Source organism: Streptomyces sp. NPDC005262 (assembly GCF_042872425.1).
In the GTDB taxonomy this organism is placed as follows: domain Bacteria; phylum Actinomycetota; class Actinomycetes; order Streptomycetales; family Streptomycetaceae; genus Streptomyces.
On record NZ_JBIAKK010000002.1, the window covers coordinates 458,466 to 472,733 of the forward strand.

The 14,268-nt window shown below is 70.2% G+C and carries 14 protein-coding genes; 11 read left to right on the forward strand and 3 right to left on the reverse strand.

Annotated features, from left to right (window positions below; all coding sequences use genetic code 11):
• Window positions 1–16 precede the first annotated feature (16 nt).
• On the forward strand, window positions 17–988 hold the full coding sequence (locus ACFYP5_RS07265; protein ID WP_389031750.1) for a helix-turn-helix transcriptional regulator: 972 nt from the start codon (window positions 17–19) through the stop codon (window positions 986–988).
• A 61-nt stretch (window positions 989–1,049) separates the two neighbouring features.
• A complete protein-coding gene (locus ACFYP5_RS07270; protein ID WP_389032935.1) occupies window positions 1,050–1,571 on the forward strand; it encodes a DUF4240 domain-containing protein in 522 nt (173 codons plus the stop codon).
• A gap of 57 nt (window positions 1,572–1,628) precedes the next feature.
• Here the strand turns inward: ACFYP5_RS07270 and ACFYP5_RS07275 are convergent, their stop codons facing one another.
• A complete protein-coding gene (locus ACFYP5_RS07275) occupies window positions 1,629–2,147 on the reverse strand; it encodes a GNAT family N-acetyltransferase (RefSeq protein WP_389031752.1) in 519 nt (172 codons plus the stop codon).
• 126 nt (window positions 2,148–2,273) lie between these two features.
• On the opposite strand from ACFYP5_RS07275, the gene ACFYP5_RS07280 reads away from it, so the two are divergent.
• Window positions 2,274–3,173, forward strand: coding sequence for a TIGR01777 family oxidoreductase (locus ACFYP5_RS07280; RefSeq protein WP_389031754.1), 900 nt, complete (start codon window positions 2,274–2,276; stop codon window positions 3,171–3,173).
• Window positions 3,174–3,343: 170 nt separating this feature from the next.
• Entirely contained in the window at window positions 3,344–4,660 is a 1,317-nt protein-coding gene (locus ACFYP5_RS07285) for an NAD(P)/FAD-dependent oxidoreductase (protein ID WP_389031756.1), read from the forward strand.
• A 30-nt stretch (window positions 4,661–4,690) separates the two neighbouring features.
• On the opposite strand, the gene ACFYP5_RS07290 is transcribed toward ACFYP5_RS07285, so the two are convergent.
• A complete protein-coding gene (locus tag ACFYP5_RS07290; RefSeq protein ID WP_389031758.1) occupies window positions 4,691–6,382 on the reverse strand; it encodes a regulator in 1,692 nt (563 codons plus the stop codon).
• 267 nt (window positions 6,383–6,649) lie between these two features.
• Between ACFYP5_RS07290 and lipB the strand changes: the two genes are divergently transcribed.
• The 4 genes from lipB (at window position 6,650) to ACFYP5_RS07310 (ending at window position 9,843) form a co-directional block, all read left to right on the forward strand.
• Window positions 6,650–7,447 carry a lipoyl(octanoyl) transferase LipB gene (gene lipB / locus ACFYP5_RS07295; protein WP_389031760.1) on the forward strand — a complete coding sequence of 266 codons (798 nt, stop codon included), beginning with the start codon at window positions 6,650–6,652 and terminating at the stop codon, window positions 7,445–7,447.
• Window positions 7,448–7,646: 199 nt separating this feature from the next.
• A complete protein-coding gene (gene lipA / locus ACFYP5_RS07300; protein WP_389031763.1) occupies window positions 7,647–8,612 on the forward strand; it encodes a lipoyl synthase in 966 nt (321 codons plus the stop codon).
• 303 nt (window positions 8,613–8,915) lie between these two features.
• The gene (locus tag ACFYP5_RS07305; RefSeq protein WP_030970723.1) at window positions 8,916–9,116 is read left to right on the forward strand and encodes a hypothetical protein; all 201 of its coding nucleotides are present in this window, start codon (window positions 8,916–8,918) and stop codon (window positions 9,114–9,116) included.
• A 19-nt stretch (window positions 9,117–9,135) separates the two neighbouring features.
• Complete coding sequence (locus tag ACFYP5_RS07310) at window positions 9,136–9,843, forward strand: DUF4191 domain-containing protein (protein WP_389031765.1); 708 nt, start codon at window positions 9,136–9,138, stop codon at window positions 9,841–9,843.
• A 103-nt stretch (window positions 9,844–9,946) separates the two neighbouring features.
• On the opposite strand, the gene ACFYP5_RS07315 is transcribed toward ACFYP5_RS07310, so the two are convergent.
• Window positions 9,947–10,414 (reverse strand): RDD family protein, encoded by a 468-nt coding sequence (locus ACFYP5_RS07315; protein WP_389031768.1) that lies wholly within the window; start codon window positions 10,412–10,414, stop codon window positions 9,947–9,949.
• A 275-nt stretch (window positions 10,415–10,689) separates the two neighbouring features.
• On the opposite strand from ACFYP5_RS07315, the gene glnA reads away from it, so the two are divergent.
• The 3 genes from glnA (at window position 10,690) to ACFYP5_RS07330 (ending at window position 14,136) form a co-directional block, all read left to right on the forward strand.
• Window positions 10,690–12,099: a type I glutamate--ammonia ligase gene (gene glnA / locus ACFYP5_RS07320; protein ID WP_030933685.1), complete on the forward strand. Its 1,410-nt coding sequence runs from the start codon at window positions 10,690–10,692 to the stop codon at window positions 12,097–12,099.
• A 750-nt stretch (window positions 12,100–12,849) separates the two neighbouring features.
• A complete protein-coding gene (locus ACFYP5_RS07325; protein ID WP_389032938.1) occupies window positions 12,850–13,206 on the forward strand; it encodes a DUF805 domain-containing protein in 357 nt (118 codons plus the stop codon).
• A 519-nt stretch (window positions 13,207–13,725) separates the two neighbouring features.
• A complete protein-coding gene (locus ACFYP5_RS07330) occupies window positions 13,726–14,136 on the forward strand; it encodes a pentapeptide repeat-containing protein (RefSeq protein ID WP_389031771.1) in 411 nt (136 codons plus the stop codon).
• Window positions 14,137–14,268 lie beyond the last annotated feature (132 nt).

Genomic DNA, 14,268 nt, shown 5'->3' on the forward strand with positions numbered 1-14,268 from the left:
AAGGCACACTTGCCCCATGCGCGCTGCCCGGCTCATCAAGATGGTGCTGCTCCTCCAGTCCCGGCCCGAGATGACCGCCGCCGAGCTCGCCCGGGAGCTGGAGGTCTCCGAGCGGACCATCACCCGCGACGCCCAGGCGCTCTCCGAGGCGGGTGTTCCGGTGTACGCGGACCGGGGCCGGGCAGGCGGGTACCGGCTGGTCGGCGGGTACCGCACCCGGCTCACCGGCCTGGCCCGGAACGAGGCCGAGGCGCTCTTCCTGTCCGGCCTGCCGTCCGCGCTGCGTGAGATGGGGCTGGAGGATGCCGCGTCGGCCGCCCGGCTCAAGGTGTCCGCCGCTCTGCTGCCCTCGCTCCGGGACGCCTCGGACGCCGCCGCCCAGCGGTTCCATCTGGATGCGCCCGGCTGGTACCAGGAGCCCGTCACACCCGAGCTGCTGCCCGCCGTCGCGGAGGCCGTCTGGGACGACCGGATGGTCAAGGCCCGTTACCGGCGCGGCGGGCCGGGCAGCGAGGTCGAGCGGGAGCTGGCACCGTACGGGCTCGTTCTCAAGGCCGGGGTCTGGTACGTCTGCGCCCGGGCCGGGACCGACTTCCGGGTGTACCGGCTCGACCGCTTCGCGGCGGTGGCCGTGACGGACGAACGGTTCGCCCGGGACGAGGACTTCGACCTGCCGGCGTTCTGGGACGAGCGGGCCGCACAGTTCGCCCGGTCGATCCTGCGGACCGAGGTGACGGTACGGGTGTCGGAGGCGGGCGTAGGCCGACTGCCTCATCTCGTTGACCGCTCGGCCGCCCTCGATGCGCTGGACGCGGCCGCCCCGCCCGACGCCGACGGGTGGCGTACGGTCGTCCTGCCGGTCGAGTCGCTGGATGTCGCGTACAGCCAGCTGCTCTCCCTGGGGCCGGAGTTGGAGGTACTCGAACCGGCCGCTCTGCGGACCCGGTTCGGCGCTGCCGCCGAACGGCTGAGCGATCTCTATCGCTGAAGGCTTCTTTTCGGCGTCTCCGCGTGCATCGCCTGCCGCCAAGGCCGATGCTTGTCCCGTGATGGACGAGACGGAATTCTGGGAGATCATCGACAGCACCCGCGAGGCCGCCGAGGGCGACCCCGAGGAACATGCCGACCTGCTCGTCGAACGGCTGTTGCAGCTCGATCCGGAATCCGTGCTGGACTTCGCCCGGCACTTCGAGGCCCGCTTCAACCGCGCATACCGCTGGGACGTGTGGGGCGCCGCCGCCGTGCTGCTCGGCGGCGCGAGCGACGACGCGTTCGACTTCTTCCGCTGCTGGCTGATCGGCCAGGGCCGGGAGATCTTCGAGGCGGCGGTGCACGATCCGGACAGTCTCGCCGAACTCCTCGACGACTTCGACGACGAGATCGACGGGGACGCCGAGGACCTCGGCTACGCCGCCGACGAGGCGTACGAGCAGCTCACCGGCATCGTCACACCGGATCTCGGCCTTCCGCCGCAGTCGGCCGAGCCGGAGGGCATCCCGTTCGGCTTCGAGGACGACGCGGCCCTGGCCGCGCGCTACCCGCTGCTCTGGGAGCGGTTCGGCGCCGGCTGACCGGTCCCCTTCCGCCCCGCGCTGCGCGCCGTCCGGTACCGGGTCGGTCGGGACTCCTCAGGGGGTGAGCGGACGGCCCATCAGGACGTCGTCCACGTAACGCCCGGCCAGGAAGAACTCGCCGGGCAGCACGCCCTCGACGACGAACCCCTCCGACTCGTACAACGCACGCGCGGGCGCATTGTGCCCGAGCACCCGCAGCGTCATCCGGCTCGCGCCGTCGCCCCGTGCCGCCGCGAGCGCGGCCCGCAACAACCCCCTGGCGACACCGCGGCCGCGCGCCCAGTCGGCCACCGCCAGGCCCTGTATCTGGCGCACATGCGTGTGGCAGGCCAGCGCGGTCGGCGGAACGACCCTGATGTAGCCGGCGATGCGTGCCTCACCCGCCGCGTCCTCCGCCTCGGCGACGAGCAGGTGTTCGGGCCGGCTGCGGTCGCTGAAGAACGGCTCGTACGGCGGCTGCGACCGCGATTGAACCGAGTGCAGGGTCGACCAGGTGGCCCGGTCGAGCTCCGCGAGTTCGGTGTCGTCGCCGAGATCTGCGGGGCGTACGTGGCTCATGTGGATTTCAGACATCCGCGCACTGTGCCACGGCGCGCCCGATCGCGTCATCGCATATCCGCCGGGCGCCCGGCCGCCGCTCGGACGCGCCCGGGCGGCACGGGCGAGGCGCCGCGTCCTCCCCTGCGGCAGGATGGATCCATGGTGAACTCCCGTATTGCTGTCACCGGATCCACCGGACTCATCGGAACGGCGCTGGTGCGCTCGTTGCGGGTTGACGGACACGACGTCGTACGCCTGGTCCGGCGCCCGGCGCGGGCCGGGGACGAGGTCGAGTGGGACCCGAAACGGGGTTACGTCGACGGGGCGGGCCTGGTCGGCTGCGACGCCGTCGTCCATCTCGCCGGTGCCGGGGTCGGCGACCACCGCTGGACCGAGGCGTACAAGCAGGAGATCCGGGACAGCCGGGTGCTGGGGACGGAAGCGATCGCGCAGGCGGTGGCCTCCCTCGACGTACCGCCGAAGGTCCTGCTGTCCGGGTCGGCGATCGGCTACTACGGCGACACCGGGGACCGTGCGGTCGACGAGAGCTCGCCGCACGGCGAGGGATTCCTGCCGTCCGTGTGCGTGGAATGGGAGGCGGCCGCGGCCCCGGCGGAGGACGCGGGCGTACGGACGGTGTTCGCGCGCACGGGTCTGGTCGTCGGCCGGGAAGGCGGGGCCTGGGGCCGGCTGTTCCCGTTGTTCCGGGCGGGTCTCGGCGGGCGGCTCGGCAACGGGCACCAGTACTGGAGCTTCATCGCGCTGCACGACCACATCGCCGCCCTGCGGTACATCCTCGATACGCCGTCGCTGTCGGGACCGGTCAATCTGACCGGGCCGGACCCCGTGACCAATGGTGAGGTGACGGCCGCGATGGGGCGCGTGCTGCGCCGCCCGACGCTGTTCGCCGTTCCGGCGCCCGCCCTTCGGATCGCCCTGGGGGACTTCGCGGAGGACGTGCTGGGCAGTCAGCGGGTGCTGCCGAGACGGCTGCTGGAGTCGGGATTCTCGTTCGCCTTTCCCGGCATCGACGCCTCGATCCGCGCGGCGCTGCGCTGACCACCGACGGGCGAATCACACGGATGTGCGACCCCGTGCAACGGTGCCCCGGGCCGCGCGCGACTGTGCCCGCACCGGTCCCCTCCTAGCCTCTTCGCGAACTCGGGCATTCCGGGGGCCTGTTGGGGGCAAGACCCTCCCAGCAGTCGCGCCGACTCGGGGAGGGGCACGTGCTCAGCACGGCACACCACGCGGACGTCGTCATCATCGGGGCCGGGATCGCCGGCCTGTCAGCAGCGCATCAATTGACCAGTGCAGGGGTAAGCGTCAGCGTCCTGGAGGCCGGTCCACGGGCCGGCGGCCGGATGGCCACCGAGGAAGTGGACGGATTCCGGCTCGACCACCTCGGCCCGCTTCTCAGCACCTCGTATCCGGAACTGCGCACGACGCCCGGGCTCGAAGGGCTCGTGCTGCGGAACTTCGCGCCGGGGGTGCTCGTCCACAGCGAGGGCCGTCAGTACCGGACCGGCGACGTGCGGCACACACGGAGCGCAAGGGGCGCACTCAAGGCGGCGCGCGCCCTGGCGAGCGCCCCCCGGCCGCCGATGGGCGGGCCGATCGACCAGGCCCGGCTCGGCGCCGCCCTGGCCAGGCTCGCCACCACCCCGGCATCCCGCATCCTGGCCCGGCCCGAACAGACCGCGCTCGCCGCCCTGTCCAGCCGCGGCCTGCCGTCCCGTACGGTCAACGGCTTTCTGCGCCCGCTGCTCACCGCGCTGCTCAGCGACCCCGGGCTCACCACATCGAGCCGCTGCGCCGATCTCGTCCTGCGCGGCTACGCACGCGGCCGGCTGTGCGTACCGTCCGGTGGTTCGGCCACGCTGCCCGATCTGCTGGCGGCGGCGCTGCCGCCCGGCACCGTACGCACCGGTGTGCACGTCACCGCCGCCGACATCACCTCGGTCCGCACCAAGGAGCACGGCGAACTGGGCTGCCGATCCCTGCTGTTGGCCACCGGCGCGGGCGCTGCCGCCGAGCTGCTGCCCGGTCTGCGGGTGCCGTCCTTCCACCCGGTGACGGTCCTGCACCACACGGCTCCCGCTCCCCCGCCGACCGGCGCCGCGCTGCTGCTGGACGCCGACCGCTCGGGCCCGGTCGCGCACACCTGTGTGATGAGCGAGGTCGACCCGTCGCGCGCCCCGAACGGCCGGACCCTGATCACTTCGACGGTGCTCGGCACCCCGCCGCCCGATCTCGACCGCTCGGCCCGTACCCATCTCGCCGCGCTGTACGGCACCTCCACGGACGACTGGGAGCTCCTGGCCGCCCACCACGATCCGGAGGCGGTCCCGGCGATGCCGCCCCCGCACGATCTGCGCCGCCCGGTGCGACTGCTCGCCGGGCTGTACGTGTGCGGCGACCACCGGGACACCAGCACGGTCCAGGGCGCCTTGTTCTCGGGCCGCCGCGCCGCACACGCCATCCTCGGCGATCTGGGCATCCGGTCCGGGAACGATGTGGAGGCCGGGTTGCGCGAAGCGGCCTGATTCCGCCCGCCTCCCGATACACGGAAGGGGTCAGCCGAAGGCCGCGACCCGCTCGCGGTAGCCGCGTACCGCCGCCGCGTCCCGGTACGGCTCAAGACGACGCTCGAACTCCCTCACGTACTCCGTCGCACGCACCGACCGCATCTCCGCCGCCTGTTGGGCCGCCTCCGCGCCGAGCAGGCACGCCTGGTCGAGCTCGCCGAGCCCGAGCCGGGCCGACGCCAGCACCACCCGGCAGAACAACCTGCTCCGGGCGTACACCGGGGCGCGCAGCTGGAGCGAGCGCTCCGCATGCTGCGCGGCGGCCCGGTACTGCTGCAGATCGCGGTGACAGTGCCCGAACTCGTCGGCGAGCTGCGCCTCGTCGAAGTAGCGCCCCCAGTGCGGTACGTCGTCACCGGGCCTGGCGGCCTCCAGCGCGTGTTCCGCCCGCGCCAGCGAGGCCGCACAGGTCCTGGCCTCACCGAGCACCCCGTGCCCGCGCGCCTCGACCGCGTGCAGCAGGGCCATGACGGCGGGCGGCGCCGAGGAGCCGACGCCCTGCTGGGCCACCCGCGCCAGCTGGACGGCTTCCCTGCCGTGCCCGAGATACACCGCCTGCCGGCTCATGGTGATCAGGACATAGCTGCCGTACACCCGGTCCCCCGCTGCCTGTGCCAGCCGCAGCGCCTGGACGAAATAGCGCTGGGCGAGGCCGTGTGCCGCGATGTCGTACGAGGTCCAGCCCGCCAGCCGGGTCAGATCGGCGGCCGCCGAGAAGAGCCGCCGCCCGATCGCCTCCCCGTACGTCCCGCGGAGCATCGGCTCCGCCTCGTGCTCCAGATAGCGGACGAGGGCCTGGCGGGCGTGGCCACCGCCATAGGTGTGGTCGAGGGTGCGGAAGAGCTCCCCGACGGAACGCAGGGCGGCGACGTCGCCGCTGTTGACCTTCTGGCCGGGGCCGCGGTCGATCTGGCGCTGCCGGGGGACGCTAGGTGCGCCTGGTGCCGGGGATGCCAGGTGCGCCAGAGGTGCGGAAGACGGTGCGGGTGAGGAGGGCGGTCCGGAGGAGGGCCTGACCGGTGCGGGCCCACGGGCGCCTGACCTGCCGCCGGGCCCCGCGGAGCCGTTCTGCCCGTTCGCTCCATGTAATCCATGCCCACCATGCGTGCCGTGGGCACCGCGGGCCCCGTTGAGCCCTGCCGCCCCGCGGGCCCCGCCGACCACGGCCCCCGGCGTCCCGCGCGCAGCACCGGTCCCGCCGGTGGACGCAGCGGCCTCCCCGTTCCCCCGGGCCACCCACTCGTCGGCCCGTCCGATCAGCCAGTCCCGGCTGGGCACCACGAGCCCGGCCGGGGTGAAGGCGATCTTCCGCAGCTCCGCATGACTGCCCGAGTCCTTCCGCCAGAGCCCGCTGACGATGTCCACAGCCTCGCTGGGCGTGGCGGCGAACTCCAGACCGGCATAGACGGGCGCGCACGCGTCGAGGCCCAGGTCCTGCGCCGAGAGCCGGCGTCCGAGCCGCCGGGTGAAGACCTCGGCGATCAGGGCAGGGGTGGTCCCGCGCGGCTGCTGGCCCCGCAGCCAGCGAGTCACGGACGTCTTGTCGTACCGCAGATCGAGACCGTGTTCGAGGCCGAGCTGGTCCACCCGGCGGGCGAGACCGGCGTTCGAGAATCCGGCTTCCGTGATGAGCGAGGCGAGCTGGCGGTTGGGGGTGCGCTGCGGAGGTCGTTCCGACATCAGCTGTACGGTCTCCTGCCTTCCGGGCCGGGCGGGCAGCCCTTATGGAACGGCGCGAATTTAGCGGGGCCCGCGACGGCCGAAGGCTCCTTCGCTTCACATTCATCCGATCGTGTGAGGATTGGGGGTGGCGCTGACGGGAAAGACCTGCCGGGCCGCCGCTCCCGGGGCGGTCGTACAGTGGCCCGGGGCGCGAATCACTGCATGGTGACGTGGCGCCGGGGACACCCTCCGGCTCCCGGCGCCGCAAGTAGGAAGGCATCTGTCGTGAGTGAGCTTCGGTTCGTCCGGCTGGGATTCGGCGAGTCGGCCGTCGACTACCAGGAGGCATGGCAGAAGCAGCGCGAGGTGCACGCGGCCCGGTTCGAGGACACGATTCCCGACACCTGTCTGCTGCTGGAGCACCCGCCCGTCTACACGGCCGGACGGCGTACCACCGACAGTGAGCGCCCCCTGGACGGCACTCCGGTCGTCGATGTGGACCGCGGCGGCAAGATCACCTGGCACGGGCCCGGCCAGCTCGTCGGCTATCCGATCCAGAAGCTGCCGCGACCGGTGGATGTCGTGGCGCACGTCCGCCGGCTGGAGGACGCGCTGATCCGCACGGCCGCCGAGTTCGGTCTGGAGACCACCCGGGTCGAGGGCCGCAGCGGGGTCTGGGTGCTGGGCGACCCGGTCGAGGAGCGTCCGGCGTTCGGCGGCCTGTCGCTCGACTTCGATCCGCGACTGCACGACGAGGAGTTCGACCCGCGGCTGAACGGCCCCGAGTACGCCCCTTCCAACGCCGGCCAGCGCCGCGAGGACCGCAAGCTGGCGGCTATCGGCATCCGGGTCGCCAAGGGTGTGACCATGCACGGCTTCGCACTGAATGTGAACCCGGACAACACCTGGTTCGACCGGATCGTGCCGTGCGGCATCCGTGACGCGGGCGTCACCTCGCTCGCGTACGAGCTGGGGCGCGACATCACGATCGCCGAGGTGCTCCCGGTCGCCGAGAAGCACCTGAAGGACGTTCTGGAGAACGCGGAACTCGCTCCACGCGCGATCGACCGCGCCTCGGCCTGACCCGCGGAACCCGGCCCTGCGGCGTTCGAGGAGCGGGGCGCGGGGCCGGTGCCCACTGCCCGACCCCACGGACCCGGCCGCTCCGGGAATGGCCCGGCCCGCCCCCTGGTTGCCCAGGGGTGAGGGCCACACCCCGACCGTACAAATAGCGGGCGTACCCTGGTGTTCGCCGAAGAATCGAAGTCGTAGGGAGCCGGACGTGTCCGCTGTCGCACCCGACGGGCGCAAGATGTTGCGCCTGGAGGTCCGGAACAGCCAGACCCCCATCGAGCGCAAGCCCGAGTGGATCAAAACCCGGGCGAAGATGGGCCCCGAGTACAACCAGCTGCAGAAGCTCGTGAAGAGCGAGGGTCTGCACACGGTGTGCCAGGAGGCCGGCTGCCCCAACATCTTCGAGTGCTGGGAGGACCGGGAGGCCACATTCCTCATCGGTGGCGACCAGTGCACCCGCCGCTGTGACTTCTGTCAGATCGACACGGGCAAGCCGCAGGCGCTGGACCGGGACGAACCCCGCCGCGTCGGCGAGTCGGTCGTCACGATGGACCTGAACTACGCCACCATCACCGGCGTCGCGCGCGACGACCTGGAGGACGGCGGCGCCTGGCTGTACGCGGAGACGGTGCGCCAGATCCACGCTCTGACGGCGGAGCGCGAGGCCGGCGCCACCAAGGTCGAGCTGCTGATCCCCGACTTCAACGCGGAGCCCGAGCAGCTCGCCGAGGTCTTCTCCTCGCGCCCCGAGGTGCTCGCCCACAACGTCGAGACGGTGCCGCGGATCTTCAAGCGGATCCGCCCCGGTTTCCGTTACGAGCGCTCGCTAGAAGTCATCACGCGGGCCCGCGAGGCAGGTCTGGTGACCAAGTCCAACCTCATCCTCGGCATGGGCGAGACCCGCGAGGAAGTGAGTGAGGCGCTCCAGGACCTGTACGACGCCGGGTGCGAGCTCATCACGATCACGCAGTACCTGCGGCCCTCCGTGCGCCACCACCCGGTCGAGCGGTGGGTGAAGCCGCACGAGTTCGTGGAGCTCAAGGAGGAGGCGGACGAGATCGGCTACTCCGGTGTGATGTCCGGGCCGCTGGTCCGTTCCTCGTACCGCGCGGGCCGGCTTTTCCAGCAGGCGATCGAGGCCCGTGGCGCCGCCACCCCGGCGTCCGCGGTGTGACCCGGACTGTGTGAAACCGAGCACAAGAAGCTACCGATCGGTAGTGGCTGATACGACGCGGCCCATACGCTCCCCGCAGGTCGGGGACGCGTATGGGCCGCCTCGACGTGCGCGACGCCCATATCAAGGTTTCATTGGTGTTTGACCGACAGGTCATGCGCTGGTAACACCGAGCAGTGACCCTGGATTCACGCAGCGCAGTGGCTTTCACAGCTGCCGCCGTCGCTGCTCCCCGTGTCCAGCCGCGCAATCCACTTCCGTAACAGACTCACTTCGCGCATCCGTTCCGAGGGGATTTCCACGATGCAGGCCGTGCCGGTACGCGCAACCGCCATCCCGTCCGTCACCGACGCTCTCCGCGCCGTCGAGTCGCTGCTGCTGAGCAGCGGCCAGCGCACAGCCCGGCGAAACGCCTGGACGGCGGTCCTCGAGGACCGCCGCCGGGCCAAGGACCGGGTCGAGACCGCATACGTACTGGAGGCCGTGGCCGACCATCGCTCCTGAGCCACGTAAACTTCAATACATGGCGAGGAAGGCAAACACTGACGGCGCGGACAGCGCCGAGAACGCGGGGCGGCTCAAGCAGATCGCCCTGACCTACAAGATGACCCGGCGGACCGACTCCAAGATCGGTCTTGTCGTCGCGGGTGTGGGAATCGTCACCTTCGGTGTCCTCCTCGCTGTCGGCTTCTTGATCAATCACCCGGTCTACCTGGGCATCCTGGGCTTCGTGCTGGCTCTCCTCGCGATGGCGATCGTCTTCGGACGGCGTGCCGAGCGAGCGGCTTTCGGGCAGATGGAGGGACAGCCGGGCGCTGCGGCGGCGGTGCTGGACCGCGTGGGCCGTGGCTGGACCACGACGCCCGCGGTCGCGATGAACCGCAGCCAGGACGTCGTCCACCGGGCCGTCGGCAAGGCGGGCATCGTGCTGGTCGGAGAGGGCAACCCGAACCGGGTCAAGGTCCTGCTGGCGGCCGAGAAGAAGAAGATGGCCCGCATCGTCGTGGACGTACCGGTGCACGACATCATCGTCGGCAACGGCGAGGGCCAGGTGCCGCTGAAGAAGGTCCGCACCAAGATGCTGAAGCTGCCGCGGGTCCTGACCGGCCCGCAGGTGACGGCGGCCAACGACCGGCTCCGGGCCATGGGCGACCTGATGAGCAACATGCCGCTGCCGAAGGGCCCGATGCCGAAGGGTATGCGGATGCCGCGCGGCGGCAAGATGCGCTGACACGGCCACCGCACAGGACACGACAAGAGGGCGGGTCCCGAACCACTCCGGTTCAGGGACCCGCCCTCTTCCGCTCTGTCACGTCCGCTCGGTCACATCACGCTCAGATCCGCACCTGGACGGCCCGGGCGAGCCGGTCGTGCAGCCCCCGGCCGTCACGGTCCCAGACCAGAGCCGGGATCGCCAGGCACAGCAGCACGCTCCGCAGGACCACCCGCCCGAGTCCGAGCCGGCCACCGCCCTCGGCGACGACCCGGATGCCCAGGATGCGCTTGCCCGGCGTACAGCCGACGGTTCCGACGGTGAGCACACTCAGCACGAGGAAGATGCCGAGCGCCCAGTTTCCGGCCGCCTGCTGGTCACCGCGAGCGAAGAGCCCGTATGCGATCAGCATGCAGAGCGCCCAGTCGATGAGGAGGGCGCCGAAGCGCCGGCCGAGCGGGGCCACGGAACCCGGGCCTTCCTCGGGCAGACCGAGCCGCTTGCCCCGGTACCCGAAGTCGACGCCCATTTCCTCGGCTGCCGCGCGCGGCCCGGAGAGCCACGATCCGATTGCTTGCCTGTTGTCCACCCGACCACGGTACTGCGCTCGCCTCCGCGCCCTGCCGCCCGGGGCCCGTGGCCGCCCCGCACCCCGGTCGTCGCCATCGCCCCGACCGGACCGCTACCTGACCCGGGTACGACTCCGGGATGCCACCCGCACCCGGCTCGGTTAACTTCGGCGAAACAAATGGGTCATGCTTGAGAAATCCGGTCTGCCTATGGTCGGGTCCAGCGTGTGCCACCGCACTGGCCGCACAACGAGCTACAACCCCGCCCCTCCGGGACGGGAGTAGGAGGAGTTGGATGTTCCAGAACGCCGACGACGTGAAGAAGTACATCGCCGACGAAGACGTCAAGTTCATCGATGTCCGGTTCTGTGACCTGCCCGGTGTGATGCAGCACTTCACCATCCCGGCAGCGGCCTTCGACCCGACCGAGGAACTGGCCTTCGACGGCTCGTCGATCCGCGGCTTCCAGGCCATCCACGAGTCCGACATGGCGCTCCGCGCGGACCTGTCGACCGCCCGTGTCGACCCCTTCCGCCGCGACAAGACCGTCAACATCAACTTCTTCATCCACGACCCGATCACCGGCGAGCAGTACAGCCGTGACCCGCGCAACGTGGCCAAGAAGGCCGAGGCGTACCTCGCCTCCACCGGCATCGCTGACACCGCGTACTTCGGTCCCGAGGCGGAGTTCTACGTCTTCGACAACGTCCGCTTCCAGACGTCGGCGAACGAGAGCTTCTACCACATCGACTCCGAGGCCGGCGCCTGGAACACCGGTTCCGAAGAGAACAACCGTGGTTACAAGGTCCGCTACAAGGGCGGCTACTTCCCGACCCCGCCGGTCGACCACTTCGCCGACCTGCGCGCCGAGATCTCCCTGGAGCTGGACAAGAACGGCCTCCAGGTCGAGCGCCAGCACCACGAGGTCGGCACCGCCGGCCAGGCCGAGATCAACTACAAGTTCAACACGCTGCTCGCCGCGGCCGACGACCTGATGCTCTTCAAGTACATCGTGAAGAACGTCGCCTGGCGCAACAACAAGACCGCGACCTTCATGCCGAAGCCGATCTTCGGCGACAACGGCTCGGGCATGCACGTGCACCAGTCCCTGTGGGCCGGCGGCGACCCGCTGTTCTACGACGAGCAGGGCTACGCGGGCCTCTCGGACATCGCCCGCTACTACATCGGCGGCATCCTCAAGCACGCCCCCTCGCTCCTGGCCTTCACGAACCCGACGGTGAACTCCTACCACCGTCTGGTCCCCGGCTTCGAGGCCCCGGTCAACATGGTCTACTCGCAGCGCAACCGCTCGGCCGCGATGCGTATCCCGATCACGGGCTCGAACCCGAAGGCCAAGCGCGTCGAGTTCCGCGCTCCGGACCCGTCGTCCAACCCGTACCTGGCCTTCTCGGCGCTGCTGATGGCCGGCCTCGACGGTGTGAAGAACAAGATCGAGCCGGCCGAGCCGATCGACAAGGACCTCTACGAGCTGGCTCCCGAGGAGCACGCGAACGTCCAGCAGGTCCCGACCTCGCTCCCGGCCGTCCTGGACGCGCTGGAGGCGGACCACGAGTACCTGCTCGCCGGCGGTGTCTTCACGTCCGACCTGATCGAGACGTGGATCGACTACAAGCGGACGCACGAGATCGCCCCGATCCAGCTGCGCCCGCACCCGCACGAGTTCGAGCTGTACTTCGACATCTAAGAACGCCGCAGGTCGGAGCGGGTTTCCGCTCTCCTGGACCGTCTCTGGGCCGTCGGCCGTGTTCTTCCGCTCCCGGAAGGCACGGCCGACGGCCTTTTCTGCGGGGTCGTTGCAGGCCGGCGGGGGTGATGTGCTCCCCGAGCGCGTACGACACGGAGTCGGCCAGGGCACGTCCCGCAGTCTGCCTGCCTTGGGCGGGGCGAACACGAGATCAGGGCCGACCAACTCACCTGCCGTACGACATGCACGACTCCTCCGAGGAAGTTCACCGCATCGACGGCGAGCCCGAAGATCTCGCCCTGGCGCAGGCCACATCCGGCGGCGACGTTCACGGTCGTGCCGTACTGCTGCGGGAGTGCGGCGCGCGCCGCGAGCACGCGGTCACAGGTGGTCGGTGCTCATCGAGCTCCGGCCCCAACTCGCCCTGTCCGACTCCTGAAGCCCGTGCCAACCGCCCTGCCCCCTGGGAGCTGCTGCGGGTCCATGGCCGCCGGCCGGACGGGCCGGCAGTCTCATCGACATTCTCGTTCGCTGCCGTTCAACGCTGCTGCAGCCAGTCCATGGACCCGGCCGCGGACGACTGGCGCTACGCGAGTTCGAGATCGGATGACTCGTGAACAGAGCCACGCCGTCCCCACTGCCGCAGTCACCGAGATGCGTCTTGACCTGCACGGGACAGGACAGGACCATACGTTCTGCCTGCTTGATCACTTCAGGACGGCGTCCAACGATGGCCGTGGGGGGCATCACATGCACTGGTACGTAGACGTGTTCAACAAGTACGCGGTGTTCAGCGGGCGCGCGCGTCGCACCGAATACTGGGTGTTCAATCTGTTCAACGTCGCGGTCAGCATCGTGCTGTTCGTGGTCGGACGCGCAATCGACTTCACTCTGCTTCAGGGGCTCTACGCGCTAGCGATGCTCCTCCCCTCGCTCGCCGTGGGCGTCCGCCGCCTGCATGATGGCGGGCGCTCCGGCCTGTGGCTCCTGATCGGACTGATCCCGCTGGTAGGCGGCATCGTCCTGCTCTTCCTCCTCTGCAGCGACAGCCAGCCCGGAGACAACAAGTACGGGTCGGTTCCGAAGTACATCGGCGCGCACATCTGACCTTCCGGCGGCACTGAGGCCTCGATACCGATGAGGTACCGGGGGGTCGTCTTCCCCGAACACGCGGCATAGCGGCACGGACGCCGAGGGGCCGTCGAGATCACGCCCGTACTGCGCCCCCCGACGATCGCCCGCACGTACTCGACGTCGCCGGTGACGAGCGTCTTCTCGTTTCCCACCTCGTCGGTGACGACGACGTCGGGTACGGGATCGAGGCCGACGGCCGGGCAGAAGCAGCGGCAGTTCGCAGGTCGCCGAGGTCGGCATGGTCGAGCCCCCACCGCTCGGGCAGGGGCGGGGCCAGCTGCGGTGAATCCTTCGACAGGTCATCGCTCTTCACATGGAGTGCGGGTCGCGAGGTAGTCCAACTCGGTCTTCACATACCGCGGTTGGACTCCCCCTCCTGACCCGCGCGTCACCCTCGCACATCTTCTGGACCGGCCTGGGGCCGCCGGGTCCCGCAATTGCCGACGCCATCCGTCGACCAGGGCTGACACGATGTCTGCCATGGACAGAGCGGTGACGGTAAAGGAAGACCTCGCGTCCCGCCGCCGGTATGCGGCTCTCCACCGGGAGTCCTTCGACGGTGGTGATCTCCTATCGGTGCGCCTGCAGCAATTGTGGTTCACGCAGTGCTCGTTTCGCGGAGCCGATCTGCGTCACGCCACCCTTGACGGCTGCCGCTTCAAGCTGTGCGATCTTCGCGGGGCCAACCTCAGCGGCGCCTCCCTGCGCGGAGTCTCCCTGGCCGGCTGCGATCTGACCGGCGCCGACCTCCGAGCGGCGGACCTGACCGGCGCGCGATTCGGTCAGGTCCTCACGGGCACCCCACCTCATGGGCTGACCAACGCCACCGGCATCAAGTTGGACAACGCCGTCCTCCGCGACCTGCAGCTCGACCAGGTCATCGGCTGGCCCATCACCAGGTGATCGACCGATGCCCGAGGAAGCTCTACTGCGACTGACGTCCGCGGCGACTACATGAAGTCCGGGATGACGCTGTGGGTGCCGAAGAACCGCTCACCATGACCGGCACCAGGGGCATGGGACTCCTTGACCTGG

What these genes read in the sequence shown, in the direction of transcription:
- ACFYP5_RS07265 (WP_389031750.1), top strand. Translation starts at nt 17, where the DNA reads ATGCGCGCTGCCCGGCTCATCAAGATGGTGCTGCTCCTCCAGTCCCGG.
- ACFYP5_RS07270 (WP_389032935.1), top strand. Translation starts at nt 1,050, where the DNA reads ATGGACGAGACGGAATTCTGGGAGATCATCGACAGCACCCGCGAGGCC.
- ACFYP5_RS07275 (WP_389031752.1), bottom strand. Translation starts at nt 2,147, where the DNA reads ATGTCTGAAATCCACATGAGCCACGTACGCCCCGCAGATCTCGGCGAC.
- ACFYP5_RS07280 (WP_389031754.1), top strand. Translation starts at nt 2,274, where the DNA reads ATGGTGAACTCCCGTATTGCTGTCACCGGATCCACCGGACTCATCGGA.
- ACFYP5_RS07290 (WP_389031758.1), bottom strand. Translation starts at nt 6,382, where the DNA reads ATGTCGGAACGACCTCCGCAGCGCACCCCCAACCGCCAGCTCGCCTCG.
- ACFYP5_RS07305 (WP_030970723.1), top strand. Translation starts at nt 8,916, where the DNA reads ATGCAGGCCGTGCCGGTACGCGCAACCGCCATCCCGTCCGTCACCGAC.
- ACFYP5_RS07310 (WP_389031765.1), top strand. Translation starts at nt 9,136, where the DNA reads ATGGCGAGGAAGGCAAACACTGACGGCGCGGACAGCGCCGAGAACGCG.
- glnA (WP_030933685.1), top strand. Translation starts at nt 10,690, where the DNA reads ATGTTCCAGAACGCCGACGACGTGAAGAAGTACATCGCCGACGAAGAC.
- ACFYP5_RS07325 (WP_389032938.1), top strand. Translation starts at nt 12,850, where the DNA reads ATGCACTGGTACGTAGACGTGTTCAACAAGTACGCGGTGTTCAGCGGG.